Raw genomic sequence first — 14,810 nt, 5'->3', positions numbered from 1 at the left:
AAGTTGAATGTTTGATCTTTGGATTTTTCTGAGGATAACTTGTTGGGTAATTCGGGAATACATGGTTATCCATGTAGTCTGACTTATCCTTGTCCCGGATGGACAGCGTTTGAGCGACTCGGGGAAGTTTCGCACGAAAATCCCGGGGTTGCGTGTCAATCGGAAAACCATACAAACCGTCCCAGAACGCTCAACGATTTGCACACGGGGTTTTCCACATGTCTGTCCCCATCATCCTGGCCTCAGGCTCATCCATTCGCGCGCAGCTGTTGCAAAAGGCAGGCGTGCCGTTTTCCGTTCAGGTTGCGCGCGTGGACGAGGATACCATGAAGCGCGCATTGCTGGCCGAAGATGCCCCGCCCCGGGACATCGCCGATGCGTTGGCCGAGATGAAAGCGCGCAAAGTCAGTGATAAGAACCCAGGCGCAATGGTTCTGGGCTGTGATCAGGTGCTGGATTTTGACGGGCAGTTGTTGTCCAAACCTGAAACGCCTACAGACGCGCTGGCGCAGTTGAAGGCGATGCGAGGCAAGCGGCACATGCTCTTGTCCGCGGCGGTGATCTATCAGGATGGGGAACCGATCTGGCGCCATGTCGGGCAAGTGCGCCTGCGGATGCGAATGAGTTCGGACGCTTATCTGCGCGGCTATGTCGACCGGAACTGGGACAGCATTCGCCATGCAGTCGGGGCTTATAAGCTGGAAGAGGAAGGCGTTCGCCTGTTCGCTACCATTGACGGCGACTATTTTAATGTCTTGGGTATGCCCCTATTGGAACTGCTCAATTATTTGGCTGTCAAAGGGGTGATCGACCAATGACGCATAACCGAATTCCATTGGCTGGGGTGATCGGGCATCCGGTTGCGCATTCTAAATCGCCTCAGCTGCATGGGCATTGGCTGAAGACCTATGGGCTGGCTGGGCACTATATTCCTATGGACGTCGCGCCTTCGGATCTTGAGGCGGTTTTACGCACGCTGCCCAAAGCCGGCTTTGTTGGTGCCAATGTGACCGTTCCCCATAAAGAGGCTGCGCTGCGCATTGCGGACCATGTCTCTGACCGGGCCAAGCTGATTGGCGCTGCGAATACACTGGTGTTTCGGGAAGATGGTACGATCCACGCCGACAACACCGATGGCTATGGATTTATGGAGAATTTGCGCAACCGCGCTCCGAATTGGGTTCCCCCGGCTGGTCCGGCTTTAGTGCTGGGTGCAGGCGGTGCCGCAAGGGCTGTTCTGCAAGGATTGTTGGAGGCAGGCGTGCCCCAGATTCTGCTGACAAACCGCACTCGCGCCCGGGCAGACCAATTGAAAGAGGAATTTGGTCCTCGCATCACCGTTGTGGATTGGGTGCAGGCGGGTAATTTTGTCGAAGAGGCCGCCTTGGTGGTAAACACCACCTCATTGGGGATGCTGGGGCAGCCCGAATTACGGGTGCCGATGGATGGATTGAAACCCGGCATGGTTGTGACCGATCTGGTTTATGCGCCGTTGAAGACTTACCTCTTGGAACAGGCAGAAACGGCGGGCTGCACGGTCGTCGACGGGTTGGGAATGCTGTTGCATCAGGGCGTACCGGGGTTCGAACGCTGGTTCGGTATCCGCCCCGAGGTAACAGATGACCTACGCGCGGCGGTTTTGGGATGAGTTTTGCGCTTGGCCTGACGGGCTCGATCGGCATGGGCAAAAGCACCACGGCGCAGATGTTCGTCGACGAAGGATGCGCCTTGTGGGATGCGGATGCGGCCGTACATAGACTCTATTCAAGGGGCGGAGCGGCAGTTAAGCCAATGCAGGCCGCGTTTCCCGAAGCTATTGTAGACGATGCTGTCAGCCGTGATGCGCTGAAACGGATCATCGCGCAGGACCCGTCCGAATTGAAACAGATCGAGGCGATTGTGCATCCTTTGGTCACCGCAGATCGAGCTGCATTCCGCGAGCAGACAAAGGTGGATATTCTCGTATTCGACATCCCCTTGCTGTTTGAAACCGGCGGTGAAGCGGCGATGGATGCTGTTGCCTGTGTCTCGATTCCGGCTGACGTACAAAAGCGCCGCGTGATGGAGCGTGGCACGATGACTGAGGCGCAGTTCGAGCAGATCCGCGCCAAGCAGATGCCGAATGACGAAAAATGCGCGCGGTCGGACTTTGTGATCGTAACGGATACGCTGGACCACGCCCGCGCGCAGGTGCAGGATGTCGTCAGGCAGATACGGGCGGGGATGGTAAATGCGTGAGATTGTACTTGATACCGAAACCACGGGGTTTGATCCTGAAAGCGGCGACCGGATTGTCGAGATCGGCGCGGTTGAGCTGTGGAATCATGTGGCAACGGGTGAGACCTATCACGTCTATATCAACCCCGAGCGTTCGATGCCCGATGAGGCGTTCGGCGTGCATGGCATCGGTCCCGACATTCTGGAAAACCCGCGTCCGCCGGAAAAGGGTGAGGTCACGCTGAAGGACAAGCCGGTCTTTGCCAAGGTCGGCCAGGGCTTTCTTGATTTCGTTCAGGATTCAAAGCTGGTGATCCACAACGCATCCTTCGACATGAAGTTCCTGAATGCGGAACTTAGATGGATGGGATTGCCGCAGATCCCGATGGATCAGGCACTGGATACGCTGGCGATTGCGCGCAAGCGGTTCCCGGGGTCGCCCGCATCGCTGGATGCGCTATGCCGCAGGTTCAACATTGATAACACCAACCGTGTGCTGCACGGGGCGTTGCTCGACTCGGAAATTCTGGCTGAGGTTTATCTGGAACTGATTGGTGGGCGGCAGCCGGACTTCGGTCTGTCTACGTCGGCCTCTTCAGGTACTGGCGGCCAAAAGGATTGGCGCCCGTCGGCGCGCCCGACACCGCTGGCATCAAAAATCACCGACGAAGAACGCGCGGCGCATGAAGCATTTGTTGAGAAGCTGGGCGATAACGCCCTGTGGACCCGCGCCTGAGGTTCAACCCGGCGCGGGTCAAACCAATTAGGCTTCGGCTTTTTGCGCTTCGGCCTGACGCCGCATCAACTCGTTGCGGTACAACGCGACGAAATCGATATTGTCCAGGTTCACCGGCGGATAGCCACCATCACGCGTGACGTCGCTGACGATGCGGCGCAGGAACGGGAACAGCATGCGCGGGCATTCGATCAGCAGGAACGGGTGCAGCTGATCTTCTGCAATGCCTTCCACGTGGAACATACCGCAATAGTCGATCTCGCACAGGAACAGGACGTCTTCCATGCCTTTGGCTTTGGACGTCAGTTTCAGCTTGATCGAAACTTCGTACTGATGCTCTGCCTGACGCTTTTTTGCATCCAGATTCACCTGAACGGCAATTTCGGGCTGAACGTCACCGGACACGCCCTTTTGCGCCATCACGTTTTCAAAGGAAAGATCGCGAATGAACTGTCCCAGAACACGCATCTGAACCTGAGGGGCTGCTTGGGCCGCAGTGTTTTCTGCAGCTTTTTCTTCGGCCATGGTCTACTCCAAAAAAGAAATCCATCACTGCTTAGCAAGTTGGGCGCTGCACCTCAATGCTGGTGCGGGCCTTCAACCCATTGTGAAGGCTTGGCGGGTTTCTGACGGGGGCGAACCTCGGTAAATTCGCCGTCGATCACGTCATCGTCGAACCGCTGCGGTCCCGACCGGAACTGTGCGCCGGTGCCCATCTGAAATTGCGTGATCTGCACTTTCGACTTGAGATAGCGGAACACTGCCACCCGGATGCCTGGAACAAGCAGTGCAAAGCCAACCGCATCGGTGAAAAATCCAGGCGTAAGCAGCAGCACACCCGACAGCAGGATCATGGCGCCGTGGGCCAGCGGTTCGGTCGGGTCGTCCAGTTCGGCGAAGGATCGCTGCAGGTTGGCCAGCGCCATGCGACCTTGTGTCCTGACCAATGCGGTGCCCAAAACGGCTGTCAGCACCACGATTGCCAGTGTTGGCCACAGGCCGATCAGGCCGCCGACCTGAATGAACAGGGCGATCTCGATGATGGGGACCAATAAAAATGCCAAGAACAGGTACATTTGCGTTATCCTTTACATAAGGCCGGGCGGTGGACTTGCCACGAACTGTCACCTACATAGTGGCATGAGGCCGTGTATACAAAGTCGCGGCCTGAAAAGAGGATGAAATGAACGAACCGATGATCCAGTTGCTGGTCCTGGCCGGAATTGCCGTTTTCCTGATCCTGCGCCTGAAAAGTGTGCTGGGCACGCGTGAAGGTTTTGAGAAACCTCCCGTTCAACAACAGCCTGATACAAACAGTGCCCGCCGCGGGTTCGAGGTGATCGACGGTGGCCCGGATCACGACATCACAGACCATGTCGCCGAAGACAGCGAACAGGCACAGACCCTGGCCGCGATGAAGCGGGTTGAGCCCAGCTTTTCGGTCAGCGAATTCGTGCAGGGCGCGCGTGGCGCCTATGAGATGATCGTTATGGGGTTCGAAAAGGGCAACCTGGATGAAATCCAGCCTTTCCTGTCCGAAGAGGTGTTTGATACCTTCGTTTCCGTCGTCGCCGATCGGGAAGACAAAGGTCTGACCATCGAGGCCGAGTTTATCGGCGTCCGCGAAACCTCGTTGGCCGATGTGAAGTTCGACAAAGACACCAATCAGGCCGAGATCACCATGAAATTCGTGGGTGAGTTGACCTCGGTCGTGCGGGATCGCGGTGGCGACATCATTGAAGGCAACCCGAATACCGTCAAACGCCAAAAGGACAGCTGGACCTTTGCCCGTGTCATGGGCTCGGACGATCCGAACTGGCTGCTTGTTGCCACGGACGCATGATTGCCACACTCCGGTCGCTCTTACTGGTGGGCGCGATGACCACTGCAAGCGCCGCCGGAGCAGAGGCGACGCGCTTGATCCTGTCTTTTGACGACCTTGAAGGCTGGGCTGCTGACGATCACGGGGCGGCCCTTTCGGTTTTTCTGAACACTTGCGGCGACCTGAAGGACCCCGACTGGCGTGCCTTGTGTGGCGTGGCCCGGACCTATGAGGTCGACGCGGCGCGAGCCTTCTTTGAGCTGTTCTTTCGCCCGGTTCTGGTTGAAGACGGCAAGGATGCGCTGTTCACCGGCTATTTCGAACCCGAACTGGACGGGTCGCGCACCCCAACTGACCGCTTCAAATACCCGATCTACAAAATGCCGCCAGAGGCGCGAGCGGAAGGACCGTGGCTCAGCCGTCGTGAAATCCTGACCGGCAACGCGATGTCAGGCCGGGATTTGGAAATTGCCTGGGTCGATGACCCGGTTGAGTTGTTCTTTCTGCAGATACAGGGATCGGGTCGTATTCGCCTACCAGACGGGGGTGCCTTGCGAGTAGGCTATGGCGGTGCGAACGGGCATCCCTATCGTTCGATCGGGGCCGAGTTGATCCGGCAGGGTGCTTTGGGCGCGCATGAGGTCAGCGCTCAGATGATCCGCGCCTGGGTGCGCAAGAACCCCGAGGCCGGTGCCGAACTGCTGTTTCATAACCCATCTTACGTGTTCTTTCGTGAGGTAACCCGCGTGGCGCCCGAACTTGGACCACTGGGCGCAATGAACCGATCTGTCACCACGATGCGTAGTATCGCGGCGGACCCGGCTTATACGCCGCTGGGAGCGCCGGTCTGGGTAGAAAAGGATGGCAAGAAGCCATTGCGCCGTCTGATGATCGCGCAGGATACGGGCGCTGCCATCAAGGGTGCGCAGCGGGCGGATATTTTCTTTGGTACCGGTGATGACGCTGGTCAGGCCGCAGGGCGTTTGAAAGACCCAGGCCGTATGGTAGTTCTGCTGCCGATCCAACGCGCCTATGCCCTGATCCCGGATGAGTTCTGATGTCGCGCCGAAAGCTGACCGCTGAAGAGATCGAGCTGTGGCGCAAGGTCGCCAAACAGGCCGAGCGCATGCACCCGGAAATCCCGCAGACGGTGCACCCGACCTCACTGCCCAAACCCACGCCCAAAAAATCGCCCAAACCTCGGTTTGAGGTGTTCAATTTGGGTCTGAACCCTCAGCAAACACAAAAACCCAACGACCTCAAGCCAACTGTCACGGACGCGCTTCGCAAAGCACCGGTTCAGATGGATAGCAAAGCCTTTGGCCGGATGAAGCGAGGGAAACTGAAACCCGAGGGTAAGTTGGACCTGCACGGGATGCGGGTGGATACGGCCCACCCGGCTTTGATCCGCTTTGTTCTGACATCCCAGGCGCAGGGTAAACGGTTGGTTCTTGTGGTCACGGGCAAAGGCAAAGACCGCGACGAGCCCGGCCCGATCCCCACCCCGCGCGGCGTCCTGCGCAATCAGGTGCCGCATTGGTTATCGATCCCTCCATTGGCTCAGGCGGTGATGCAGGTGACGCCCGCCCATATTAGCCACGGTGGCGACGGCGCATACTACGTTTACCTCAGACGTTTTCGCTAAGGGCTGCGGTCGGCGCGGGATATCCCGAACCCGACTAGTATGCAGACGCCGACAAAAAACCCGGCGATCCATAGAAATTGCCTATCAAGCGTAACCCCAAAATCTATCAAGACACCGGTCAGCCCTGGCCCAATGGCCGATCCCAGAACCATGACCGCAGTGGCCAGCGCCTTGATCGCGCCGATGTGTTGCGTGCCGTAGAACTCGGCCCAAAAGGCGCTGGGTAAGGTGCTGTTGGCGCCTACGGTCATTCCCAGAAAAACAAGTCCGACCAAAGCGCCGCTGACAGATGACGACATGGCCAGGATGGTAAAGCCGATCGCGATGGGCAGTTGATAGAACGGCATCAGGCGCGCCGTTCCCCACTTGTCCAAAGCCCATCCGGCCGCGAACATCGAAAGCAGGGAAACGCCTGTAAAGACGGGGAACAAGGCCACCAGTTGGATATGTTGCCAGCCCTTGACCTCGGCCAGATGAACCTGATGGAAGAAAAAAGCAGTGATAAAGGCCGATGGTCCCAGAACTGCAGGAACCATGCACCAGAACAAAGGATGCAACACAGCGTCGCGTCGCGTCCAATGGCGGTTCTGCATGCCAGCTGCTGAATACTCGGACGCAAGGCTCTGCGGTGTTCTTTCTTGTCGCAACAACCTGATCAGGACGGGTATGCCCAACGCGGTAATCACTGCGGCCACAACCCACAACAAGCGCCAGTCCACAAACCCCATCGCGGCAACAAAAATCAGCGGAAGCAGCGCTTCGCCCGCCGCATATCCGATCGAGGCAATCGACAGTGCTTTGCCGCGGGTCGTAGTGAACCAACGCGCCATTGCAACCAGAGCGAGGTGAGTGCTCATCCCCTGCCCGAAAAAGCGCAGCAGAAAGACCACCATTGGCAACAGCAACACCCAACTGTTCAGAGCCATAGCCAGTGTGGCCAATACCAAACCGGCCAAAACAACAGGGCCAAGTACGCGTACGCGAAAAATGTCGGTCAGCGCGCCGGCCCAAATCATCACCACCGCCGCCGCCGTGGTGCCCAGCGAATACATGGCGCCCCATGATCCGTGACTCAAACCGTACTCTGCGCGGATTTCACCGGCGAAAACCGAGATAAAGAAGGTCTGGCCAAAACTGGACAGGAAGGTCAGCAAAACGCCTGCGCTTAGCCATGAGACGTTTTGCCTAAGAAACTGCGCTAAGCTGGACCGTGTCACTCTGGATTGACTTCGGCCGTGCCGGTGCCAGTCAGGACAACTTCGTTCGCGCCTGTTTGGTTGCGCGCACCCACTGGAATCAGTGCATCCATGCCTCTTTCTGGCCCGAACGTGTTGCTGACCTCACGCAGCGACCCAAGAATACTGAGCATCGCCGGAGACGTGGCCGCCACGAAGTGCGAAGACTGGGCATCTCTGTTGAAAGCGGTGGTATCGATTACATCCACCGGCAGATCGGCGATGGCGTCGATCGAGTCAATGCTGCCCAACCGGTCGCCTTTTGACGTTCCACGCAAGCGGGCCGAAAAGTTCAGGGCTTTGTCCTTTTGTGAAACCATGATGACAAAGGGCTTGGGAAGGGCCGAGATACTTTCCATTTGCGAGCGGAAGACATCCACATCCAGATCAGGCGAGATAAGCATTACACCGTCCAACGTTCTGTCTGCCCAGCCGGGCTCGCGCAGATCGGCCTGTCGCATCATTTCCATGGACAAGGCAGATCCCATGGAATGTGCCAGCAATATGATCCGCTTGACCCCCATCGCTTTCAGAGCCCGGATGGTTTTCTCAAGCCCGTCGCGCGCAAACAGCATGCTGTCAATGTCGTAGGCATATCCATACGCCTGCGCGCGGCTGGGCCAGGAATAAATCATGGTGGCCCCAGGGATACCGACATCATGGGTCAGTTGCGCAGCACGAAAGGCAGTCTCGGTCTGGGTGGAATTGTAGCCGTGGACAAAGATTATCACCTCTTCGATGCTCTTGCCGTTTTCGTCGCGCAACTGCTGCCCAAAGTCCTGAACCGAGTCAAATTCGGTGACGTTTGCCAGTACGAACTCCCGTTCCGGCTTGGGATTGGCGTATGAGAAGTCCAGCTCGCCCGGTGTGTGTGACGGCGGGATCGACACGGTCATTTCCAGGAATTTTAAGGTATCGCCGCGTTCAAACCCATATCCGCCATCCGGTTCGCGCGCACGGGTTGTTGAGGCAAAGACCGTCTTCGGTGTGCCGACAGACGCAGCCGAGGGCACAATCTCGGATACTGTTCTGTCCACACAAGCGCTCAGTAAAAGAGACACGATCAGAATTGTCAGATAGCGCATTTCATAGGGTCCTTGGGGCCTTTTGCGCTACGCTACCGTTTTTTGGCCCCACGTCTAGCGACATGGGGCAAGAGCAACGGCGATTTTCGGCTAAAAAGATTACAAGACGTAACGGCTCAGGTCCGTCGAGCTGGTCAACTCACCCAGATTGTCTTCAACAAACTGCGCGTTTACCGTGATTTCGGCCCCGGCCTGATCGGGTGCGGTGAAGGACAGTTCCTCGAACACACGTTCCATCACCGTGTACAATCGCCGAGCGCCAATGTTTTCGACGCTTTGGTTCACGTCGGCCGCGATACGCGCCAGCGCGGCGATGCCGTCATCGGTAAAGCTGACGGTGACTTCTTCGGTGCCCATCAGGGCAGTGTACTGACGGGTCAGTGCGTTGTCGGTCTCGGTCAGGATGCGGACGAAATCTTCTTCGGTCAGCGCACGCAACTCAACGCGGATTGGCAGACGGCCCTGAAGTTCGGGCAACAAGTCCGATGGTTTGGCGATGTGGAACGCACCCGAGGCGATGAACAGGATGTGGTCGGTTTTGACAGGCCCGTGTTTGGTGGAAACCGTCGTGCCTTCGATTAACGGCAGCAGATCGCGCTGCACCCCTTCGCGGCTGACATCGCCGCCGCGCGCGTCTGTACGGGCGCAAACCTTGTCGATCTCATCCAAAAAGACGATGCCGTTCTGTTCCACTGACTCCAATGCCACGCGGTTGACGGTTTCGTCGTCCAGCAGCTTGTCAGCCTCTTCCCCGATCAGCGCGTCATAGCTTTCGGCGACGGTCATCCGTTTCTTGACGGTACGCCCGCCAAAGGCTTTGCCGAAGATATCGCCAAGATTCATCATGCCCATCTGACCGCCCGGTTGGCCTGGAATGTCGAACATTGGCATCGGATTCGAGGTGTCAGAGAGTTCCAGTTCGATCTCTGTATCGTCCAACTCACCAGCCTTTAGTTTCTTGCGAAACATCTCGCGCGTGCCTTCACGTGCGTCGGTGCCTGCAATGGCTTCGATCACGCGATCCTCGGCAGCCTGATGCGCGCGCGCCTTGACGTCTTCGCGCATGTATTCACGGGTTTGGATGATGGCGGCGTCGGCCAGATCGCGTACGATCTGTTCGACGTCACGACCGACGTAACCAACCTCAGTGAATTTTGTGGCTTCGACTTTGATAAAGGGCGCGCGGGCCAGTTTGGCCAGACGGCGGCTGATCTCGGTCTTGCCGACACCGGTGGGGCCGATCATCAGGATGTTCTTGGGATAGACCTCATCCCGGATGTCATCGGCCAGTTGCTTGCGCCGCCAGCGGTTGCGCAGCGCCACGGCCACGGCGCGTTTGGCGTCTTTCTGCCCGATGATAAAGCGGTCCAGTTCCGAGACGATTTCGCGCGGGGTCAGGTCGGTCATGTCAAATCTATCCGTCTGTTTCGCAGCGGAACCTAATCATACCGTGCGAAAACACAAGCCGATCACGAAAACATCACGCCAACTCACGGGCAGCACACGGAAATTCGTGGTGATGTGAATCGCCTTGTGAGCACGGCCTGCGGCATAACCTTCGACGACGGGCACCCCAGCCCGCATCAATCTTATTGGAGATACCTCATCATGATGACTCGTCGTTCGCTTTTTGTGAAAGCTGCTGCCACCGGCGCGGCTCTGACCCTGGCCGGCACCACAGCTGCTGTGGCCGGTGGCGCCAAAAAGAAAGGCTCGTTCGAGGGCCGCTCGAACCACGTAACCACCGGCTCGGTGAAACTGGTCAAGGACGGCGACCGTTACATCGTTGAGCTGGGCGACGACTTTTCGCTGGACAACGGCCCCGACCCTCGCGTGGCGTTTGGTAAGGACGGCACCTATGCCCCCGATAGCAAACTGGGTGCTTTGCTGCACCTGACCGGCAAGCAGTCTTACGCTGTGCCGCCAACCATGGATGTGTCCGGCTACAACGAAGTGTACATCTGGTGCGAGGTTGCCGGAGTACCACTGGGCGTTGCTTCTCTGAAGTAAACGCAAATGTCAGAGGCCGCACCCCCACGGCCTCTGACACGCTGTTAGGTGACAGGGCATTACTCTGTTACACTCGCCCCAAGGTATTGGAACCGGGGGCGTTTTTATGACCAAGATTGCCAAAATCACCTTGCTGTTTGTGGTATTTGTGGACCTGATCGGGCAAGGGCTGGTCTTTCCAATTATCAATTCGCTGATCATGGAGACGAAATCCGGGTTCCTGCCGGACAGCACACCCGTGGGTCGGCGTCATTTCTACTATGGGCTGGTGATCGGGTGTTTTTTCTTGTCCTGGTTTCTGGGGGTTGTCTATGTCTCGAAAGTCTCGGATTCCATCGGGCGCAAGAATGCCCTGCTGGTCTGTCTGGGCGGCGCGCTTATCGGGTACGCACTGACCATTGCGTCGCTTTATATGAACAGCCTGCTGCTGCTGATCATTGGCCGTTCGATCACCGGCTTCACCGCTGGTAACCAACCCATCGCGCAGGCGGCGATGATCGACGGCAGTACCGATGCCGCCGACCGCGACCGCAACATGGGGTACATCGTCACCGGCGTCAGCTTTGGCCTTGTCGGCGGCCCGATTATCGGAGCGGTCCTGTCCGACTCTTCCCTGCTGGGCAATGTGGCCACGCTGAAAACGCCATTTTATGGTGCTTTCATCCTAGTCCTGATTGCCATTTTCCTGGTGCTGTTTTTCTTCAAGGATACCCGAACCGAACGCGCGGCATTTGTGTTTCGTCCGCGCGATATAACCGACAGCCTGATCGCGGTGCGCGGGCATCCGACCGTTCTGAAAATCCTGCCGGTCTATTCCTTTTTCATGATCGCCAACGTCACCTTCTACGTGTTTGTTGACAATTTCCTGACCAGTAAATTCGGCTACGGTGTGATCGGAGGCAGCGTGGCGATGGTGGTTATCGGCGTTGCACTGGCCTTTTCCAGTACCTTCCTTGTCAAACCTGCGCAGGAGAGGTTCAGCAAACAAACCATCATATTTACCTCGCTTGTGACGATGGTCGTTTGTGGATTTGCCTTTGCGTTCAGTCCGAGCGGGATACTTATCTATATCCCAGTCTTTTTGTTCTATTTCCTGTTCGGCGTCGCCTACCCAACCTTGCTTGGTTTGTTTTCATCCGCCGTCAGCGAAACGGATCAGGGCTGGGTCATGGGTGTGACGACCGCAGTCTTCTGTTTGGCTGGCGGAGTGATGTCGCTGATCGGCGGCGGACTGATGAGCATCGACATCCGCGTTCCCTACTACATCGTGATCATCGCTGCGATCTGCGGTCTAATCGGCATGCACCGCCGTTGGAAAGGCAAAGAAATAAAAGCGCTGTTAGCCTGAAATGGTTTCCACCGTCAGATTGCCATTGGTATAGACGCAGATATCGGCGGCAATCGCCATCGCCTCACGGGCCACTTGCTCGGCCTCTTTGTCGCTGTCCATCATCGCGCGCGCAGCAGCCAGGGCAAAGTTCCCCCCCGAGCCGATCGCGGCCACGTTGTGTTCAGGCTCCAGCACATCCCCTGCCCCGGTGATGACCAGCAGGTCCTTACCATCAGTGACGATCAGCATCGCCTCAAGCTTTTGCAGGTATTTGTCAGTGCGCCAGTCCTTGGCCAGTTCGACCGAGGCGCGGGCCAGTTGGCCGGGTGTTGCCTCAAGCTTGGCTTCCAGCCGTTCCAGCAGAGTGAACGCGTCGGCAGTCGATCCGGCAAAACCGGCAACGACCTCGAACCCGCCAGGCGACAGGCGGCGCACCTTGCGGGCGGTGCCCTTGATCACGGTCTGGCCCAGGCTGACCTGTCCGTCACCGGCAATCACCACCTGACCGCCCTTTTTGACGCCAATGATCGTTGTGCCATGCCAACCGGGAAAATCGCTGTCCGCCATGAATGCCTCCGTTCTCGTTTGCCGTCCTATATGGGCCGGACCCGCCCGCAGCGCAACAGTTCACAAACTGCTTAAAAGATATGCAAGAATTGCAGATCGGGACTGCTGAACGAGCAATTGTGAGACTCAGGCGAAAATCCTACATGAGGCTCACAACCGACGAACGGTCGGCTGTTTCAGTTCAAAGGAATGCGCAAATGGCAACCACAGCAAATATCCATGCGCCGCTCGGAGCAGCTACCATCCTGCACGTAGTGGACGCGTTCACCACAGCTTTCGAAAAAGCCGTTGAGTGGAATGAAACCCGTAAAACCCATAAGGTCCTGTCGGAGTTGAGCGACGCACAGTTGGACGATATCGGCCTGTGCCGCGCGGACATCAAAAACGTCTGATCCGCGACCAGTACGACGAAGAATGCAAGCCGCTCATCCGAGCGGCTTTTTCTTTGTCAGGACAGTTTGTATTGCCCCGACAGATCCGGCAGGAAGGCCTCAATCGCGGCAGTCGCGATCACGTGTTTTGTACCCGCCTCGACGTCTTCTATATCCAACCCGCCTTTCACGGCCCGCACCTCTGCACGACCACGCGGCAGATCGGAGGCGACCAGATCGCAATTCACGCTGCCCGGGTTCTGCACGCCAATCGTGACCCGCACGCGCATTTCGACGTGGTCGATGCCCAGCTTTGAAAACAAAGTGATTGACGAATGGTGCAGCGCATCCTGCACCGCCCGGCGCGCGGCCTTGGTATAGTCCTGTCCATACAGATCGTTGCCGGTGCCCATTTCCAGAATGATACGTTTCTCGGTCATGCCACGGGCTCCATATCGAATGAGACGATGACAGCCGCATTGGCAATCACAGTGCGGCCTTCGGTATGTGGTTTTTCAATATCCAGCCCGCCCTGCGTGATGGTGATATTTGGCTGGCCATAGGGGAAAATTGCGGTCAGCGCTGTTACATCCACCTCATCGGGTTTCTGAACCCCGATCTCGGCATCTATGATCATCGCTTCCTTTGGAAAGCCGAACAGCTCGGCCATGTTGACCGAGTTGTGCCAAAGCGCGTCTTTAACCGCCCGCAGCGCCGCTTCGGTGTAATCTTCGCGGCGCAAGGACGTTCCCATGCCGAACTCTACGAGAACCCGTGTTTTGGGCATGTCGCCTCCTGTTTTTTGTGTCCAAGACACCCTGCACGGCTGTCAGCTTATGGAAAGAACCAAAACAGCAGTGTGTATCTGGCCAAATGTCAAAAATTCCGAATCCCGGTGTGTGTTTTTCATGCGGGCCATATCGGTTAATATCGACGGTATTGAGCTGTGTGGCCTTAAAAGGGATTGCCGCGATGAAGTTGTTTCAACTGTTGGTATTGGTGGCGCTGGTAGGCTTTGCGATGACACAAGCATCAGCCAAAGAAATAGAGAGCAAACACCAGTTTGTGGAACGGGTGGTTGGCAAAAAGCTCGTCGAAGGTGAGGCTTGGGTGCGTATTCTAAAGGACGGGATGGTTGAGGGCAAAGGCCCCGAGGGCGGAGACATAAACGGCTCATGGGATTGGAAGGGCAAATTCTATTGCCGCGATCTTGTGATCGACGACATCCCCCTGCCCCATGACTGTCAGACGGTTTCAATCGCGGACGGTATTGTCACTTTCACCCACAAAGAGGGTGGCGGGATTTCGGTAAGCTGGCGAATCGAGTGAAACTTGCCATTTTGTAAGCTCCATTTCCGCTGGTCGCTGAATCCTCAAAAAAAGGGTGCCCCGTGGGACACCCTTTCAAATCCGCATTCAAGGGAGCGTCAGATGGATTCGTCGATCCAGCTTTGCAGCGCTGCCTTGGGGGCCGCACCCGCGCGGTTCGAAACAACCTGACCGTCCTTGAAGATGAACAGCGCCGGGATGCCGCGCACGCCCATGGCGGCGGCGGAGTTCGGATTGCTGTCCACGTCGACCTTGGCGATTTTGATCTTGTCACCGTACTCAGCGGCCAGCTCTTCCAGAGCGGGGCCGATCTGCTTACAAGGGCCACACCATTCAGCCCAGAAATCGACAACTACGGGGATGTCGGAATTCTTGACCTCGGCGTCAAAGGTATCGTCGGTTACGGCTACGGTCGACATATTCTGTCTCCTGAATGGGGTAAACTCGGGAACTGAACGTAGGG

Annotated in this window: 20 protein-coding genes; 11 read left to right on the top strand and 9 right to left on the bottom strand. The window is 57.1% G+C overall.

The features are described from left to right. Positions 1–218 precede the first annotated feature (218 nt). From ACR0LN_RS12530 to dnaQ, 4 genes are read left to right on the top strand one after another with little or no spacing between them, the layout of a single operon-like run. Positions 219–818 (top strand): Maf family protein, encoded by a 600-nt coding sequence (locus tag ACR0LN_RS12530; protein WP_480430049.1) that lies wholly within the window; start codon positions 219–221, stop codon positions 816–818. Next, on the top strand, positions 815–1,648 hold the full coding sequence (locus ACR0LN_RS12525) for a shikimate dehydrogenase (RefSeq protein WP_480430048.1): 834 nt from the start codon (positions 815–817) through the stop codon (positions 1,646–1,648). Before ACR0LN_RS12530 ends, ACR0LN_RS12525 begins: the two co-directional genes overlap by 4 nt. After that, positions 1,645–2,238, top strand: coding sequence for a dephospho-CoA kinase (coaE, locus tag ACR0LN_RS12520; protein WP_480430047.1), 594 nt, complete (start codon positions 1,645–1,647; stop codon positions 2,236–2,238). Before ACR0LN_RS12525 ends, coaE begins: the two co-directional genes overlap by 4 nt. After that, positions 2,231–2,953, top strand: coding sequence for a DNA polymerase III subunit epsilon (dnaQ, locus tag ACR0LN_RS12515; RefSeq protein WP_480430046.1), 723 nt, complete (start codon positions 2,231–2,233; stop codon positions 2,951–2,953). Before coaE ends, dnaQ begins: the two co-directional genes overlap by 8 nt. A 27-nt stretch (positions 2,954–2,980) precedes the next feature. Here dnaQ and secB read toward each other — a convergent pair whose 3' ends face one another. Together secB and ACR0LN_RS12505 are read right to left on the bottom strand one after the other, a co-directional pair. Next, entirely contained in the window at positions 2,981–3,478 is a 498-nt protein-coding gene (secB, locus tag ACR0LN_RS12510; RefSeq protein ID WP_480430045.1) for a protein-export chaperone SecB, read from the bottom strand. A 53-nt stretch (positions 3,479–3,531) separates the two neighbouring features. Then, on the bottom strand, positions 3,532–4,029 hold the full coding sequence (locus tag ACR0LN_RS12505) for an FxsA family protein (RefSeq protein WP_480430044.1): 498 nt from the start codon (positions 4,027–4,029) through the stop codon (positions 3,532–3,534). Between the two features lie 107 nt (positions 4,030–4,136). Here ACR0LN_RS12505 and ACR0LN_RS12500 point away from each other — a divergent pair, with 107 nt between their 5' ends. Genes ACR0LN_RS12500 through ACR0LN_RS12490 form a run of 3 tightly spaced genes read left to right on the top strand, consistent with a single transcriptional unit; the run spans position 4,137 to position 6,420 of the window. Further along, the gene (locus tag ACR0LN_RS12500) at positions 4,137–4,796 is read left to right on the top strand and encodes a Tim44/TimA family putative adaptor protein (protein ID WP_480430043.1); all 660 of its coding nucleotides are present in this window, start codon (positions 4,137–4,139) and stop codon (positions 4,794–4,796) included. Further along, complete coding sequence (mltA, locus tag ACR0LN_RS12495) at positions 4,793–5,833, top strand: murein transglycosylase A (protein WP_480430042.1); 1,041 nt, start codon at positions 4,793–4,795, stop codon at positions 5,831–5,833. The genes ACR0LN_RS12500 and mltA overlap by 4 nt, the downstream gene beginning before the upstream one ends. Next, positions 5,833–6,420, top strand: a complete 588-nt coding sequence (locus tag ACR0LN_RS12490) for a Smr/MutS family protein (protein WP_480430041.1) — start codon at positions 5,833–5,835, stop codon at positions 6,418–6,420. Before mltA ends, ACR0LN_RS12490 begins: the two co-directional genes overlap by 1 nt. Here the strand turns inward: ACR0LN_RS12490 and ACR0LN_RS12485 are convergent. From ACR0LN_RS12485 to hslU, 3 genes are all read right to left on the bottom strand, one after another. Beyond that, complete coding sequence (locus ACR0LN_RS12485) at positions 6,417–7,637, bottom strand: MFS transporter (RefSeq protein ID WP_480430040.1); 1,221 nt, start codon at positions 7,635–7,637, stop codon at positions 6,417–6,419. The two genes, ACR0LN_RS12490 and ACR0LN_RS12485, sit on opposite strands and share 4 nt — an antisense overlap. Beyond that, complete coding sequence (locus tag ACR0LN_RS12480) at positions 7,634–8,740, bottom strand: alpha/beta hydrolase (protein ID WP_480430039.1); 1,107 nt, start codon at positions 8,738–8,740, stop codon at positions 7,634–7,636. The genes ACR0LN_RS12485 and ACR0LN_RS12480 overlap by 4 nt, the downstream gene beginning before the upstream one ends. A 99-nt stretch (positions 8,741–8,839) precedes the next feature. Then, positions 8,840–10,147 (bottom strand): ATP-dependent protease ATPase subunit HslU, encoded by a 1,308-nt coding sequence (gene hslU / locus ACR0LN_RS12475; RefSeq protein ID WP_480430038.1) that lies wholly within the window; start codon positions 10,145–10,147, stop codon positions 8,840–8,842. Positions 10,148–10,348: 201 nt separating this feature from the next. On the opposite strand from hslU, the gene ACR0LN_RS12470 reads away from it, so the two are divergent. After that, the gene (locus ACR0LN_RS12470; RefSeq protein WP_480430037.1) at positions 10,349–10,750 is read left to right on the top strand and encodes a DM13 domain-containing protein; all 402 of its coding nucleotides are present in this window, start codon (positions 10,349–10,351) and stop codon (positions 10,748–10,750) included. Positions 10,751–10,856: 106 nt separating this feature from the next. Beyond that, complete coding sequence (locus ACR0LN_RS12465; protein ID WP_480430036.1) at positions 10,857–12,098, top strand: MFS transporter; 1,242 nt, start codon at positions 10,857–10,859, stop codon at positions 12,096–12,098. Here the strand turns inward: ACR0LN_RS12465 and hslV are convergent. Continuing rightward, positions 12,090–12,647 carry an ATP-dependent protease subunit HslV gene (hslV, locus tag ACR0LN_RS12460; protein WP_170334334.1) on the bottom strand — a complete coding sequence of 186 codons (558 nt, stop codon included), beginning with the start codon at positions 12,645–12,647 and terminating at the stop codon, positions 12,090–12,092. The two genes, ACR0LN_RS12465 and hslV, sit on opposite strands and share 9 nt — an antisense overlap. Positions 12,648–12,844: 197 nt before the next feature. Between hslV and ACR0LN_RS12455 the strand changes: the two genes are divergently transcribed. Then, a complete protein-coding gene (locus ACR0LN_RS12455; RefSeq protein WP_480430035.1) occupies positions 12,845–13,039 on the top strand; it encodes a DUF1127 domain-containing protein in 195 nt (64 codons plus the stop codon). A gap of 56 nt (positions 13,040–13,095) precedes the next feature. On the opposite strand, the gene ACR0LN_RS12450 is transcribed toward ACR0LN_RS12455, so the two are convergent. Both ACR0LN_RS12450 and ACR0LN_RS12445 read right to left on the bottom strand, forming a co-directional pair. Then, positions 13,096–13,458 carry a Lin0512 family protein gene (locus ACR0LN_RS12450; protein WP_480430034.1) on the bottom strand — a complete coding sequence of 121 codons (363 nt, stop codon included), beginning with the start codon at positions 13,456–13,458 and terminating at the stop codon, positions 13,096–13,098. After that, positions 13,455–13,805: a Lin0512 family protein gene (locus tag ACR0LN_RS12445; RefSeq protein ID WP_480430033.1), complete on the bottom strand. Its 351-nt coding sequence runs from the start codon at positions 13,803–13,805 to the stop codon at positions 13,455–13,457. Before ACR0LN_RS12445 ends, ACR0LN_RS12450 begins: the two co-directional genes overlap by 4 nt. Before the next feature lie 185 nt (positions 13,806–13,990). On the opposite strand from ACR0LN_RS12445, the gene ACR0LN_RS12440 reads away from it, so the two are divergent. After that, positions 13,991–14,347: a hypothetical protein gene (locus ACR0LN_RS12440; protein WP_480430032.1), complete on the top strand. Its 357-nt coding sequence runs from the start codon at positions 13,991–13,993 to the stop codon at positions 14,345–14,347. Positions 14,348–14,445: 98 nt separating this feature from the next. Here the strand turns inward: ACR0LN_RS12440 and trxA are convergent, their stop codons facing one another. Beyond that, complete coding sequence (gene trxA, locus ACR0LN_RS12435; RefSeq protein ID WP_068339912.1) at positions 14,446–14,766, bottom strand: thioredoxin; 321 nt, start codon at positions 14,764–14,766, stop codon at positions 14,446–14,448. Positions 14,767–14,810: the final 44 nt, after the last annotated feature.

This window comes from Ruegeria sp. AA6, from assembly GCF_056542865.1.
The sequence above is the reverse complement of the archived record's forward strand: the minus strand, read 5'-3'. Positions and strand labels throughout refer to the sequence as shown.